Annotated in this window: 13 protein-coding genes, 1 tRNA gene and 1 rRNA gene; 10 read left to right on the plus strand and 5 right to left on the minus strand. The window is 70.6% G+C overall.

Annotated elements, in window-relative coordinates:
- The first annotated feature begins 122 nt into the window (after nucleotides 1-122).
- Both ABEA67_RS14490 and ABEA67_RS14495 read left to right on the plus strand, forming a co-directional pair.
- Nucleotides 123-1,088: an ABC transporter ATP-binding protein gene (locus tag ABEA67_RS14490; RefSeq protein WP_345466448.1), complete on the plus strand. Its 966-nt coding sequence runs from the start codon at nucleotides 123-125 to the stop codon at nucleotides 1,086-1,088.
- Nucleotides 1,081-1,953, plus strand: a complete 873-nt coding sequence (locus ABEA67_RS14495; protein ID WP_345466450.1) for an ABC transporter permease subunit — start codon at nucleotides 1,081-1,083, stop codon at nucleotides 1,951-1,953. The genes ABEA67_RS14490 and ABEA67_RS14495 overlap by 8 nt, the downstream gene beginning before the upstream one ends.
- Before the next feature lie 6 nt (nucleotides 1,954-1,959).
- Here ABEA67_RS14495 and ABEA67_RS14500 read toward each other — a convergent pair whose 3' ends face one another.
- Nucleotides 1,960-2,292 carry a hypothetical protein gene (locus ABEA67_RS14500; protein ID WP_345466452.1) on the minus strand — a complete coding sequence of 111 codons (333 nt, stop codon included), beginning with the start codon at nucleotides 2,290-2,292 and terminating at the stop codon, nucleotides 1,960-1,962.
- Between the two features lie 105 nt (nucleotides 2,293-2,397).
- The gene (locus ABEA67_RS14505; RefSeq protein WP_345466454.1) at nucleotides 2,398-2,997 is read right to left on the minus strand and encodes a hypothetical protein; all 600 of its coding nucleotides are present in this window, start codon (nucleotides 2,995-2,997) and stop codon (nucleotides 2,398-2,400) included.
- 152 nt (nucleotides 2,998-3,149) lie between these two features.
- Between ABEA67_RS14505 and ABEA67_RS14510 the strand changes: the two genes are divergently transcribed.
- The 4 genes from ABEA67_RS14510 to ABEA67_RS14525 all read left to right on the plus strand — a co-directional run bounded on the left by ABEA67_RS14510 (nucleotide 3,150) and on the right by ABEA67_RS14525 (nucleotide 6,308).
- Nucleotides 3,150-4,262 carry an XdhC family protein gene (locus ABEA67_RS14510; RefSeq protein WP_345466456.1) on the plus strand — a complete coding sequence of 371 codons (1,113 nt, stop codon included), beginning with the start codon at nucleotides 3,150-3,152 and terminating at the stop codon, nucleotides 4,260-4,262.
- A gap of 55 nt (nucleotides 4,263-4,317) precedes the next feature.
- Nucleotides 4,318-4,815, plus strand: a complete 498-nt coding sequence (rraA, locus tag ABEA67_RS14515) for a ribonuclease E activity regulator RraA (protein WP_345466458.1) — start codon at nucleotides 4,318-4,320, stop codon at nucleotides 4,813-4,815.
- Nucleotides 4,816-4,841: 26 nt separating this feature from the next.
- A complete protein-coding gene (locus tag ABEA67_RS14520) occupies nucleotides 4,842-5,237 on the plus strand; it encodes a YbaN family protein (protein ID WP_345466461.1) in 396 nt (131 codons plus the stop codon).
- Nucleotides 5,238-5,303: 66 nt separating this feature from the next.
- The gene (locus ABEA67_RS14525) at nucleotides 5,304-6,308 is read left to right on the plus strand and encodes a 4Fe-4S dicluster domain-containing protein (RefSeq protein ID WP_345466463.1); all 1,005 of its coding nucleotides are present in this window, start codon (nucleotides 5,304-5,306) and stop codon (nucleotides 6,306-6,308) included.
- A gap of 28 nt (nucleotides 6,309-6,336) precedes the next feature.
- Here ABEA67_RS14525 and ABEA67_RS14530 read toward each other — a convergent pair whose 3' ends face one another.
- On the minus strand, nucleotides 6,337-7,095 hold the full coding sequence (locus ABEA67_RS14530; protein WP_345466465.1) for a hypothetical protein: 759 nt from the start codon (nucleotides 7,093-7,095) through the stop codon (nucleotides 6,337-6,339).
- Between the two features lie 217 nt (nucleotides 7,096-7,312).
- Between ABEA67_RS14530 and ABEA67_RS14535 the strand changes: the two genes are divergently transcribed.
- The 3 genes from ABEA67_RS14535 (at nucleotide 7,313) to ABEA67_RS14545 (ending at nucleotide 10,923) form a co-directional block, all read left to right on the plus strand.
- Nucleotides 7,313-9,946 (plus strand): DEAD/DEAH box helicase, encoded by a 2,634-nt coding sequence (locus tag ABEA67_RS14535; RefSeq protein ID WP_345466467.1) that lies wholly within the window; start codon nucleotides 7,313-7,315, stop codon nucleotides 9,944-9,946.
- 81 nt (nucleotides 9,947-10,027) lie between these two features.
- A tRNA-Gln gene (locus ABEA67_RS14540) sits at nucleotides 10,028-10,101 on the plus strand.
- A gap of 231 nt (nucleotides 10,102-10,332) precedes the next feature.
- Nucleotides 10,333-10,923 (plus strand): DUF4384 domain-containing protein, encoded by a 591-nt coding sequence (locus tag ABEA67_RS14545; RefSeq protein ID WP_345466469.1) that lies wholly within the window; start codon nucleotides 10,333-10,335, stop codon nucleotides 10,921-10,923.
- Between the two features lie 105 nt (nucleotides 10,924-11,028).
- Here the strand turns inward: ABEA67_RS14545 and ABEA67_RS14550 are convergent, their stop codons facing one another.
- Nucleotides 11,029-11,763: an acyl-CoA acyltransferase gene (locus tag ABEA67_RS14550; protein ID WP_425557204.1), complete on the minus strand. Its 735-nt coding sequence runs from the start codon at nucleotides 11,761-11,763 to the stop codon at nucleotides 11,029-11,031.
- 53 nt (nucleotides 11,764-11,816) lie between these two features.
- A complete protein-coding gene (gene menC / locus ABEA67_RS14555) occupies nucleotides 11,817-12,926 on the minus strand; it encodes an o-succinylbenzoate synthase (protein ID WP_345466473.1) in 1,110 nt (369 codons plus the stop codon).
- Between the two features lie 334 nt (nucleotides 12,927-13,260).
- Between menC and ABEA67_RS14560 the strand changes: the two genes are divergently transcribed.
- Nucleotides 13,261-13,376, plus strand: a 16S ribosomal RNA gene (locus ABEA67_RS14560); the annotation flags it as partial.

Here is a 13,376-nt window from a genome sequence, read left to right on the forward strand (position 1 = left end):
GAAGTGGTGGCAGAGAGCTATCACCCGAATGAAGGGGTTGGGGGGGAAAAGGGCCGCGCGGGTCCCCATTGCAGCTTTTGATGCACGCCACCTTCACCGCGTCCCTCTATGCTGGGATCTCTATGCTTGGGCAAGTGGCGGCCATCGAGACGCGGGACTTACGCAAGGTGTACCGGGGCCGGGCGGTCGTGGATGGCCTGACCTTGACGGTGGGGGAGGGCGAGGTCTTCGGGTTCCTGGGGCCGAACGGGGCGGGCAAGAGCACCACCGTCAAGATGCTGCTGGGTCTGGTGCGTCCCTCGGGCGGCGAGGTCCGGGTGCTGGGCGGCCTGCCTTCCGACCCGGCGATCCGCGCCCGCCTGGGCTTCCTGCCCGAGCAGTTCCGGTTTCAGACCTGGATGACCGGCGAGGAATTCCTGCACTTTCATGGCCGCCTGGCGGGCCTGGCGGCAGAGGAACTGCGGGTGCGGGTGCCGCAGGTGCTCGAAACGGTCGGCCTGGGGGGGCGGGGCCGCGAAGCCCTCGATGGGTACTCCAAGGGGATGCTTCAGCGGGCAGGGCTGGCGGGGGCCATCCTGGCGCGGCCACGGCTGGTCTTTCTGGACGAGCCGACCAGCGCGCTGGATCCGATTGGCCGGGTGGAGGTGCGCGAGATCATCGAACGCCTGCGCGCCGAGGGGGTGACGGTCTTTCTGAACTCGCACCTGCTCGCGGAGGTGGAGCAGGTGTGTGACCGGGTGGCCTTTGTCAAGGCGGGGCAGGTGCTGCGGCAGGGCAGCATGCGCGAACTGATGGGCGGCGTGCTGCCGGTGGACGTGCGGGTGGACCGCCTCCCCCCCGAGCTGCTGGCCGCCTTTGCCCGCCTGGGCGAAGTCCGGCACACCGACACCCACACGCCGGGCCGCGCCGACGTGGAACTCTGGCTGACCCACGAGGACGCGCTGCCCGCCCTGGCCGAGGCCGTTCACGCCCACGGCGCGCGCCTGTACGCCCTCACGCCGCGCCGCCCGGACCTCGAAACGCTGTTCCTCGAACTGATCGAGGACACGCCCGAGACAGCCGCCGGGCGGGAGGTGACCCGTGCGTAATGCCCTCCTGATCGCGGAACTGTCGCTGCGTGAGGCGGTGCGCAAGCGGCTGGTGGTCGTGCTGCTGCTGCTGACGGCGGCCTTCCTGGGCTTTTACCTGTACGGCGTGCTACGGCTGGAACAGACCCTGGACCAGCGCGCCCTGGACGCGGGGCTGGAGGGCCGCAGCGTGACCGGCGCGGCCAATCTCCCGGTGATGTACGCGGCGATGTTCGGCATGTACCTGGTCTATTTCCTGGGCGCGTTGATGGCGGTGCTGTCTACGGTGGGCGCGGTGAGCGGCGACATCGAGAGCGGCGTGATGCAGTCGATCATCGCCCGGCCCATCAGCCGCGCGCAGCTCGTGCTGGGGCGCTGGCTGGGCTTCACGGCCGTGAATGTCCTGTACGTGGCGTTTGTCAGCGCGGCCCTGCTGGGTGGCATTTTCCTGATCACCGGCTTCCTGCCGCCCGCGCCCCTGCCCGCCACCGCCCTGATCCTGCTCGCCATCATGCTGATCACGGCCCTGACGGTGCTGGGCAGCACGCTCTTTACCACCCTCGCCAACGGCATCGGCGTGTTCGTGCTGTACGGCGCGGGCTTCGCGGGCGGCATCCTGGCGACCATCGGCACCTTTGCCGCCAGTCCCACCCTCACCACGCTGGGCCGGGTCGCCAACACGCTGATGCCCACCAATGCCCTGTGGCTGGGGGCCAGCTACCACCTGCAACCGGATGTCCTGCGCCAGCTCGGGGAGGTCACGCGCGGGGCCAACCCCTTTTTCGGCGGCGCGCCCACCCCGCCGGCCATGATCATCTGGGCCGCCGTCTACGCGCTGCTGGCCGTGCTGCTCGCTATGTGGCAGTTCAGCCGCCGCGACCTGTAGCCGGGGTCAACCGGGCAGGAGCACGGCGTGCCAGGTGGCCTCGGCAGTGTCGTCGTTGCCCTCCCGGCCCGTCATGCCGGTGTCGTGGCAGGTAAAGCCCATCAGCGGCAGAACGTGCCCGCCCACGTCCAGGGTGTAGGTGCCGTGCTGGTTCGCGCCCGGTGTCCGGCTGTGGGCGGCATGATAGGTCACGACCGCGGACACGCCGGGCCGCACGTCCGCCCGACCCGACGCCGTGACCACTCCCGCGAAGCGCCGTTCCGGGTCGCCCACCTCGCCGTGCCAGGCCCCCCGGACCTCGATCAATGTCCCGCTCGCCGGTTCCCGCTGCGTCGTCATGCGTTCATCACAGCAGAGGGCGGGTGAGCCGGATGTGGGGCCTCTCAAGCCCGGCAGCAGACGGGGCCGGACCCACGCCTGGTCCGGCCCCCCGTCGGCTCCGGCCTACAGGTCGAGGGGATCGGGATTCTTGCTGGCGTTGTGGCCTTCTTCCAGTTGGTGCTTGTGGGTAAAGGCCTTTTCGCGGCTTTCCCGCCCCAGGTCGTCGCCCTGGTTGGCGGTGGCGTCGCCGGGCACCAGCAGATCGTCGCTGTACTCGACCGTTGGGTCGGGGGTGGTGGGCACGGGGCGGTCGCTGTCACGGTCGGTCATGGTCGTCTCCTGGGGGCGGGGGGTGGCGGCGGGAATATTCGGCTCAGTCTGGGTGGACGGGCGCGGCGGCACCTGGACCTCCCGCATCGCCGTCACCGGGGCGGGCGTGAACTCTGTTTCCTGCTCCCCGCCCTCGCTGCCCAGTTCCTGAATCAGGCGCTCGCGGGCGCTGATTTCCTCGTCCACGCGGCGGATGTCGTCCTGAAGGCCCCGCAGCACCTCCAGGTCGGCCGCGGCGTGGTACGCGCGGCCCAGCCGGGTGTACAGCCCCTCCAGCTCGCGGCCGAGCTGAAAGACTTCCAGGCGCAGGCGCGCGCTCTGGGTCAGCTCCTCGCCCCGGCGCTGGACCCGTTCGGCACTGCGGCGCACCTGATGAAGAATGTTGTCCAGCATGGGCCGATTGTCCGGCGCTGGCGCGTGGGGCGGGTGAGGGGGGGTTTAAGGGAGCCAGGGATGAGGGAGACAGGAGGTCTGGCCCGTTCCCGGAGGCGTTCGTAAGCTCCGGGCTTGCTCCCGGCGGCCCGGCGCGGCAGACTCTGGGGAACGTGAACGCTGCCGAGACGCGCGCCCTGCTGCTGGCGCTGACTGCGGCCCTGTCGCGGGGCCAGCGGGCCGCCCTGGCCACCGTGGTCGGCGTGCAGGGCAGCGCCTACCGCCGCGAGGGCACCCGGATGCTGGTGCTGGAGGACGGCTCGCAGGTCTGCATGCTGTCGGGCGGCTGCCTGGAGGCCGAGGTGGTGGAGGTGGCGCTGGAGGTGATTCGCACGGGCCTCCCCGCCCTCACCCACTACGACCTCTCGGAGGACGCCACCTGGGGCCTGGGTATCGGCTGCGGCGGGAGCGTGGACGTGCGGGTGGAGCGGGTGGACCCAGGGGACCCGGTGACGGCGGGCTGGCTCGCGGCGCTGGCGGAGGGCCGGTCCGCGGCGCTGGCCGTGCCGCTGGTGGGCCGGGGCCGCCTGCTGGTCACGCCCGACGGCCAGGTCACGGGTGCCCTGCCGGCAGGGGCACTGCACGCCTTCGCCCTGAAGGCGGCCCGCGAGCGCCTGGGCCTGCGCGAACCGCGCGCCGCGACCCTGGCCGCTCCGGACGGCACCCCCGTCTTTATCGACGTGAACGTGCCGCCACCCCAGCTCGTGCTGTACGGCGCGGGCCATGACGCGGTGCCACTGGCTGCCCAGGCCCACGCGCTGGGCTACGACGTGCAGGTGATCGACCCCCGGCCCGCCTACCTGACGCCCGGCCGGTTTCCCGGCGCGACCCTGCACGACCTCGCCCCGGAGGACCTGCACCGCTTCACGCCCGGGGGCCGCGCCCACCTCATCGTGATGAACCATCACCTCGACCGCGACCGGGTGTGCCTGGCCCATGCGCTGCAATCGGGCGCGGAGTACGTGGGCGTGCTGGGTCCCCGTTCGCGGGCGGAGGACCTGCTGCGTGACCTGGAGGCGCAGGGCGTCACCTTCACGCCCGGACAGCTCGCGCGCCTGCGTTCGCCGGTGGGCCTGCGCCTGGGGGCCGAGGCCCCGGAGGAGGTGGCGCTGAGCATCCTGGCGGAACTGATGGCGTGGCGGCGCGGCTACGACGGCGGCTTCCTGAGCGGGCACGCGGGCCGCATCCACGACGCAGACACCCACGCGCCCTTCCCGCGTTCCTGAAGTCACCTGGCGAGTTACGGTGGCGGCCGTGGTTCAATCGCCCCAGGAGGCCGCCATGACCGACACCCCGCCCGACCCCACCTTCACCCCGACCACCGACCTCAGCGACGCGCACCCGGACGCACCCGTGCTGGCCCCCCTCTTGCGGGAGTACGGGGGCCGCCCGCGCTTTCACGGCCCCGCCGTGACCCTGCGCATACAGGACGACAATCCGCTGGTGCGCGCCGCGCTGGAGGAACCCGGCCAGGGCCGCGTGCTGGTGGTGGACAACGGCGGCAGCCTGAACTGCGCCGTGCTGGGCGGGATGCTGGCGCAGATGGGTGTTCGCAGCGGCTGGGCGGGCGTTCTGGTGAACGGCTGCGTGCGGGACGCGGGCGAACTGGCGGGCCTGGACATCGGGATCAAGGCGATTGCGTCCCACCCCCGCCGCAGTGCCAAGCGCGGCCTGGGCGAGCGGGACGTGCCGGTTTCCTTTGCGGGCGTGACCATCCACCCCGGCGACCACGTGTACGCCGACGAGGACGGCATTCTTCTCCTGCCCCCACAGACCTGAGCGGTGCGGGGCCGTACCCTGGGCGCATGAACGGTTCCTCCTCTCCTCCTTCCACCGTCGTGCGGCCGCTGTGGGTGGTCCTGGGCTTCGTGCTGACCGGCCTGGGGTTCCTGGGCCTGCTGCTGCCGGGCTTTCCGGGGACGGTGTGGTTCGTGCTGGCGGCGGGGGCCTTTGCGCGCGGCAACCCGAAATGGGAGGCGTGGCTGCTGTCGCGCCCCGTCGTGGGTGAGCTGGTGCGCGACTACCGCGAGGGGCGCGGGATGCCGCTGCGGGCCAAGTGGATCGCCTGCGCCTGCATCGTGGTGGCCGTGGGCTGGAGCCTGCCGCGGATTCCGGTGCTGGCCGGACAGGTGGCCTGGGCGCTGGTGGGGCTGGCGGGCATCCTGTTCATCACCCTGTGGGTGCCGACGCGCCGTCCCTGAAGGGCTGCGCCCGCCAGCCGGACCGAACTTCCACTTGTCCCGCCGCCCCGCCGCTAGACTCGCCGCATGTTAGAAGGCGTTCTGAACCGTCTGGGCGAGTACGGCAACCAGCTGCCGCGTTACACGGCACCGCGTTGCCTGCTGGAGCGTCAGGCGGTCGGTGGCTGTGACGCCTGCCACGCCACCTGCCCCCACGACGCCATTCGCCTCGGCCCGCTGGGAAGCAGTATCGAAATCGACCCCCAGGCCTGCACCGGCTGCGGCCTGTGCGTGCAGGTCTGCCCCAGCGGCGCGCTGGAATACGACCTGACCGCGCCTCTCCAGAGCGTGCGCGACGCGGGTCAGGCCGCGGGGGGGGAGGCGAGCCTCACCTGCTCGCAGAGCGGCGCGGGCGGCCCCACGCTGGCCTGCCTGGGCTGGGTGACGCCCGCCCTGGTGTCGGCGGCGGGAGCATGGGACACGCCGCTGACCCTGCTGCACGGCGACTGCCGCACCTGCCCCGTGGGCGCGCCCGACGTGCCCGAGCGGCTCCGGCGCGTGGCGGGGGAGGCGCAGGCGTTGCGGGCCGCGACCGGGCAGCCCGCACGGGTCACGGTGCGCGAGGCCACGCCGGAAGACCGTGACCGGGCCGTGCGGGTGTCGCGCCGCGGGGCCTTTACCCAGCTGCTGCGCGCGGGGCGGCAGCAGGTCGCGCAGGCGCTTCCCGAGCGGCCCCTGCCCTTCGTGGACTGGAGCCAGCCGGAAGAACGCACCCCGGAAGAATGGCGCTGGCGGGCGCGGACGCTGGTGCCCGCCCCGGCCCCGGATGCCGGGGTTCACTGGCCCGCGCCCCTGGTCGACGACACCTGCATCGACTGCCCCGTCTGCGCCAACGTCTGCCCGACCCAGGCCATCACCCGCGACCTGAAGCCGGAAGGGGGCGTGCAGCTCCTGCTGAACCTCTCCGCCTGCACGAGCTGCATGGCCTGTCTGCGCTCCTGTCCCCCGCAGGCCATCCACATGCAGGAAGAGTGGCTCCCGGCGGCCTTCCACCTGCCGATCCTGATCCGTGACAGCGACTCGGTGATGTAATCGGGTGAGGTAGCCCGGGAAGGCGGGCCTACACGTACAGCCGAGCGTACCCGCGCCGCTCCAGCTCCGCCACGTTCAGCAGCTTGCCGACCGTGTAGTACTTGATGCCCTCGCCGCCGGGCGTGAGGCAGCGGGCCTGGCTGCCGCGCATCAGCGTGCAGGAGGCGTACCAGGGCGCAGGCAGCCCGCCCGCGTGCAGGGCCTGCCGGATGCGGCCCAGCGAGAGCATCACGCCCAGGCCGCTGGGCTGGAAATGGTGCAGCAGCCAGTCGGCCCGGGTGCGCAGGTGGCCGCCCTCGCAGGTGAACCACTCCGGGACTGTCGGAGCGTCGAACGCCAGCGTGCCGGGTGGAGGAGGCAGCCTCCCGCCCCGCCGTGCGCCGCGCACCCAGAGCTGCTCGTAGGCCTCTGGCGAGATCAGGTCATGCGTCTCGAAGGCGACGTTCTCTGTCCGGCGACTGCCTGCTGGCGCGGGAAAGTCGGCCAGCGCGTACTGCTCGGACTTGACCTCCAGCGTACGCCCCTCCCCGCCCTGGCTCCAGAGTTCCAGATCCCCGTAAACCTGCTCCTGCCGTGGGCGGGGTTCCAGCCGCACCTCCACCCCCAGCACCTGCTCGCTCACGGCGCGGCGCACCCGCCCGTCCACCCGCACCACCACGCGGGCGAGGGGCGTGCCGTCTCGGAAGGGCAGGGCCTCCCGGTGCCGGGCGAGCAGCCGCGCGACGGCGACCTCCCCGGCATCGCCCAGGCGTTTGGCGTCGTCGAAGGAGCGGGAGGTGGGGTCCATGCCCCATGCTAGGACGGCGCTCCGTTGCGTTGCCGCATGTTTCAGGCGTCCACTCCACTGCGCGCCGCCCTTTCTGCGTTACTCGCTTCGCTCGGCAAGGTTGCCAAAAGGCGGCAACCTTTCTGCGCCCCGCCCTAGGCCGCGCGCCTCCCCGCACAGGCCCCACATCGTCACCTCGGTTCCCCCGCGCGGCCCTCCCCGCCCTACACTGAACAGCGTGTTGCCCGCCCGCTCCCCCTATGCCCGGCTGGAGGGGTTCCTGCGCGACATCCTGGGCGGCGGCGCGGCCCTCCTCCACGAGGACGAGGCGGCCCCCGCCCGCACCCTCAGGGCGGCGGACCTGGGCTGGTCGGAGGCGGTGCGGCGCGGCTTCGGCTTCCCGGAGGTCTTCAGCCACCAGGCCGAGACGTACCGCCTGATGCGGGATGGTCGGCATGTCATCGTAACCACGCCGACGGCGAGCGGCAAGACGGGGGCCTTTTTTCCTGCCGTCTTTGAGCGGCTGGAACGCGACCCACAGGCCACCGCCCTCTTCGTCTATCCCCTGGTGGCCCTGGGCCAGGACCAGCGCGACAAATTGAGCGCCTTCCGCGAGCGTGGGGAGTTTGGCTGGGACATCGGGGCCTTTCAGGGGGGGGCGCAACCCGGCGAGGTCTTCCGCGAGAACGTGCGGATGGTGACGGCCACGCCCGACAAGCTGCACTGGTCGCTGACCCAGCCGCGCGTGCGCGAATTCCTGCGTCGCCTCTCCTTCATCGTGCTGGACGAGGCGCACACCTACCGGGGCGGCTTCGGCAGCGAGGTGGCGGGGATGCTGCGGCGGCTCCTCGACCTTGCGCGGGCGCTGGGCGCAAATCCCCAGGTGGTGCTGTCCACCGCCACCATCGGCAACCCCGCCGAGTTCGCGCGGGAACTGGTGGGCGTGGATGCGGTGGAGGTCAGCGAATCCGGCGCGGCCCGGCACGGCAAGCGCTATTACCTCGCGGACCACCGGGGGCAGCCGCGCCGCTTCTGGGACGCGGTGGTGAGTGCCAGCATCCAGCGCAACCTTAAGGTTCTGGCCTTTTTCCGGGGTCGTTCGCGCGCCGCCCGGCTGTACTCGACCTACCGCGCGCAGCCCCTTTACCGCAGCCACGTCCACCTCTACATGGCGGGCACCTCCGACCGCGAGGGCCGCCTAACCGAGTTCCGCCGCGCCAGCAGCGGCGTGATGTTCGCCACCAACGCGCTGGAGGCCGGGGTGGACATCGGGGACCTGGAAGTGGTCATCATCGACGGCTATCCCGGCTCGCGGATGGCCTTTCGGCAGATGGCGGGCCGCGCCGGCCGGGTCGCGCCGGGCCTGGTGCTGTACCTCCCCGCGCTGAACGAACAGGGCGTGCCGCAGCCGGTGGACGCCTTCTACTCCAACGCCGGGAACTTCCGCGAACTCGTCACCGGCCCGATTGAAAAGGCCGTCGTGGAGGCCGAGAATCCCTACCTCTCCCCCCGCCACCGCGCCCGCGCGAACGAGGAGTTCAAGGCGGCGGGCCTCCCCGCCGAGGTTGGCCCCGGCCCCAAATATTGGAACCTGCGCGGCGAGGGCAGCGCCAAGTTCGCGGTGATTGAGGAAAGTGACTGGGTGCAGAAGGGCCACCGCGCCTTCGACGCGCCGCTCGAATCCCCCAGCCAGCACTACGCGCTCACCGAGAAGCACGAGGGGGCGGTCTTCACACTGGACGGGCAGGGCTACAAGGTGACGCGCTGGGAGGAACATCCGGCGGGGACCGCGATTCTGGTGGAAAAGTTCGACGCCGCCAACCTCTTCACGCGCGGCCTGTATTCCATCGAGGTCAGCCCGGTGAAGATGGGCGAATGGGTGCGACGCGGCCCCCTGGCCTACCGCCACGGCGAGGTGGTCATTCGCCGCCGCTACACCGGCTTCATGATGATGCGTCAGGTCTTCGAGCGCGTCTGCACCGGCTGCGACCGCGAGCCGGACCCCACCGAGCGGGTCTGCCGGAGCTGCGGGGGCCGCATTCAGGACAGGATGCAGGACCACAAGCTCTCCGAGCATCTCTACGATGACCCGCTCGAACTCCCGCCCTTCCGCACCTCGGCCCTGGAAGTCGGCGTGGACGCCCGCGCCACCGAGCAGCCCACCGCCGTCGCGCACACCCTCAAGCACCTCCTCCAGAAGCTCACCCCCGAGCGGGTGGCCTGCGACGAGAACGATCTGGCAGGCGCTTTCCGCTCCGACCGCGACAACTACTTCTTCCTTTACGACGACTGGCTGGGCGGCCTGGGCGTTAGCCGCCGTGCCTTCGAGAACATGGACGACCTGCTGCGCCGCGCGCTGGACCTGACGGCCAAGACGTGTTGCAAGGAACCGCACGGCTGCTACGAGTGCATCGCGGTGAGCCGCTGCTACGCGCCTTTCCTCGCCAGCGGCGAGCGGCGGCCCACCGACAAGCCCGCCACCCGCGCCTTTCTGGAGGCCCTGCTGGGCGTGCAAATCGCGCCGCAGCCCGAGCCGGACGCCGTCACGCTGCCCGAAGTGCCCGCCCTCCCCGCGTCCTGGCCCCTTCAGGCGCGGGAACTGCTCGACCTGCACGGCCTCTCGCTTCCCGAGGTCAGCGCCCGCCTGGGCATTCCCAGCCGCGAGCTTCAGCGAGCGGTCAGCACCACCGAGCCTCTGCGACTCCGCCACGCCAAGTTCGGGGAGGGGGTGTTTCTCCAGGGCTTCGGCCAGGGGGACCGCCGCGAGGTGCTGGCGTATTTTCCGGGGGTGGGGCAGAAGCGCCTGCTCCTCAAGTTCGCCGGATTGACGGTCATCGAGAAGGCCGGGGCAGCAGCGGCCCCCGGCGGTTGACCCCACCTCAGCGGCGTGGCTATACTCTCTTGCGCTTCAGCAGAAGCGGCAACACATGCTGAGCGGGGACTGTGTTGATCTGGGGATATGGTGTAATGGCAGCACAACAGATTTTGGATCTGTTTGTCTAGGTTCGAATCCTGGTATCCCTGCCACCTGTTGGCCTTCGGGGCGGAACATTCAAGTGTTCCGCCCCGGCTCTTTTGCGCCCGGCCGACGGCTGGCCGCTGCCTCTATGAGGCCCAATTCTATCCCGGCTCACGTTCCGTCAGGTGGGCTTCACCCAACGTCAGGCGGGGGAGCCTAGGCTGACTTCAGCAGCGGACCACCGGTTTTCCCGCACTGGGACGTAACCCGGTCCCCGGTATCCCGCTGAAGGAGACGCCATGAAGAAGCCCGCCATCCTGTTCGCCCTGACCGCTTCCCTGCTTGCGCCTCTCGCCGCCCCCGCCCTGGCCGCCCCCGTCATCAGCGCCCAGAGCATCATCGTGAACCCCGTCCAGACCAGCCTCCAGGCGCGCGTCTGGGTGGACCGTGACGCCAGTGGCTCGCGCACGCCGAACTACCGCATCGGCGACCGCATCCGCGTCTCGGTCAGCGTGAACGAGAACGCCTACGTCTACCTCTTCTACGTGGACCCCGACGGCAGCGTGGACCAGATTCTCCCCAACCGGCTGGGCGGCAGCAACTACGTCCGCAAGGGCGAGGTGCGCACCTTCCCCTCCCCGCGCGACAACTTCGTGTTCAACGTGGGCGGCAACCCCGGCCTGAACAAGGTGCTGGTCGTCGCCAGCCGCCGCCCGCTCGACCTCTCCGAACTCAGCTCCTTCCGCAGCGGCCAGCCGTTCGCGCAGGTGAACGCCAAGGGCAGCCAGCAGCTCGCCCAGGCCCTCAGCATCGTGGTGAACCCGGTCGAGCAGCCCGTCCCGCAGCAGGACTGGGTCAGCGACACGGCCTTCTTCAACGCCACCTACTGAGGCTCCGGCAGGCAGAACGGGCATCCCCTGGGGTGCCTGTTTTTGTGCCTCCCGCTGGGTGCGCCTGCCAGGAGGGCAGCCAGCGGCCAGCCACCAGCGAGTGGGCTACCGCGTCAGCACGTAAAAGGCCCGCTCGCCTTCCCGCGCGAGGTCGGTCACGGCGTAGCCCCGTGCCAGGTACGCGCCCAGCACCTCCCGTAACGCCAGCCGCCAGGCCAGCCGGGCCGCTTCGGGCAGGCGGTCGGCCTGTGTCGGCACCTCGGCCAATACCCGCTCCCCGCTCAGGTTCAGTCGGGAAGGGCCGGGCAGGTCCCCCGCCGCCTCCAGCGCCCGCTCGCCCTGGGCAGGGGGGGCGGGTCGTTCGGCGTGTGGCCGCGTCAGGTCCCATTCCACCACCAGGCGGTCGGCGGGAAAGGCCGTCTCGCGATCCTCCCCCAGTGCGTACCAGTCGGGGTGGTAGCTCACGGCCCGCGCCCCCAGCTTGCCCAGGTTCAGCCGGGCGTTGCGCGCCACCAGGGGGTCGAAGGTCCAGGTCATGCGGGTCAGGCCCTGCGCCAAGGCCCGCTCCCGCTGCGCCAGCTTCAGGGCGACGGCGGCCCCGCTTCCGCGCCAGCCCGGCCCCACCGCCAGCAGGTGCGAATGGTGCCAGACCTGTCCGCCTTGCAGCGCCGGAAACCCGTAGGCCAGGCCGAAGGGGAGAGCAGCGGCGTCTCCCTGGGCCGGATATGCGCCGAGCACAATCGCGCCCGTGTGTGCCCCGATGCGGAACATGGTCGCGGGCAGCACCTCGCGGTCGGCGTAGCCCCAGGCCTGCACCTGCACGTCCTCCAGCGCGCGCATGGCCCAGGGGTCCGTCACGTCCCGGATAACAAAGGCCCGCGTGTTCGGCTCGCTCAAGCCCGGTACTCCTCGTCCAGTTCCGCCCGCCCCGCGATAAAGTCCCGGTTCAGCGTCACGCCGATGCCCGGCCCCTGCGGCACCGGCATCAAACCATCTGTCGCTTCCAGGGCTTCGTTCACCACGTCCGTCTCCCAGTAGCGGCTGGCGCTGCTGGTGTCGCCCGGCAGCGTGAAGTCCGGCAGGGTCGAGAGGTGGATGTTGTGCGCCCGGCCTACGCCGCTTTCCAGCATTCCGCCGCACCAGACCGGGGCACCGAACGCCTGGGCCACGTCGTGCACCCGCCGCGCCTCCGCGTGCCCCCCGACGCGCGCCACCTTGATATTGATAACCCGGCCCGCCCCCAGCGCGAGGCCCTTGCGGGCGTCCTGCGCGCTGGCCACGCTCTCGTCCAGGCACAGCGGCGTGCGCAGGCGGCGTTGCAGTTCGGCGTGGTCCACCAGATCGTCCCACGCCAGCGGCTGCTCGATATACGTCAGGTCATAGGCGTCCAGCGCCGCCAGCCGTCCCGAATCCGCCAGGGTATAGGCGCTGTTCGCGTCCACAGTGAGGCGGATGTCGGGAAAGGCCTCGCGCACGGCCCGCACCGGCCCTACGTCCCAGCCCGGCTTGATCTTCAGTTTGATACGGCGGTAGCCCTGTTCCACGTGCCGCCGCACCACGTCCACCGTCGCGGCCTCGTCGGGCTGGATGCCCAGGCTCACGCCGACCTCCACCTCGCGCTTGTGGCCGCCCAGCAGGGTGCCCAGCGGCACGCCCAGCGTCCGCGCCCACAGGTCCCACGCCGCCATCTCCACCATCGCCCGCGCCATGCGGTTGCCCCGAAAGCCGCCGAGGGCCGCCTCCAGCGCCTCGGGGTTGGCAAAGGTGCGTCCCAGCACGCGCGGCAAAAACACCTCACGCAGCAGGCTCAGCGCCCCGGCGATGGTTTCCTCGCGGTACATCGGCGCGGCCTCCATCGTGCCCTCGCTGACCCCCTGCACGCCGTCCCCGTGCAGCACCAGCAGCGGCACCAGCTTCTCGGTCTGCACCCCGAAACTCGTCTCGAAGCGGAACTTCAGCGGCAGGCGCACCAGCAGGATTTCAGCAGCCTCAACTCGGAACATGCCCCAGTATGCCCGCTGGTGAACTGGCGACATGAGGCCAGGACGACCTGAAGGGCCTTTCCAGGCAGGCTTTTCACCGTTTGTGGAGCGGAGGGATGGGGGGAGTTGACAGGATGGGGGAGGGGGTGTATCTTTTCTGAGCCTCAAGCGAGGCGGGCAGCATGACAGGTGAAGAGATGCGAGAGCAGGGCCACCTGACAGGGTGGTATGAGCGGAAGTCCCTTGGGATTTCTCCAGACTCGTGAAGAGCCGCGAGGCTCAGAGGCACCAGGCTTCGGCCTGGGGTGAACACTAATCAACGAACGGTCCGCGAGCGGACCGACGCTTGAGCCATTTTATGGAGAGTTTGATCCTGGCTCAGGGTGAACGCTGGCGGCGTGCTTAAGACATGCAAGTCGAACGCAGTCTTCGGACTGAGTGGCGCACGGGTGAGTAACACGTAACTGACCT

Origin of the sequence: Deinococcus carri (genome assembly GCF_039545055.1) — a bacterium.
Taxonomy (GTDB): domain Bacteria; phylum Deinococcota; class Deinococci; order Deinococcales; family Deinococcaceae; genus Deinococcus; species Deinococcus carri.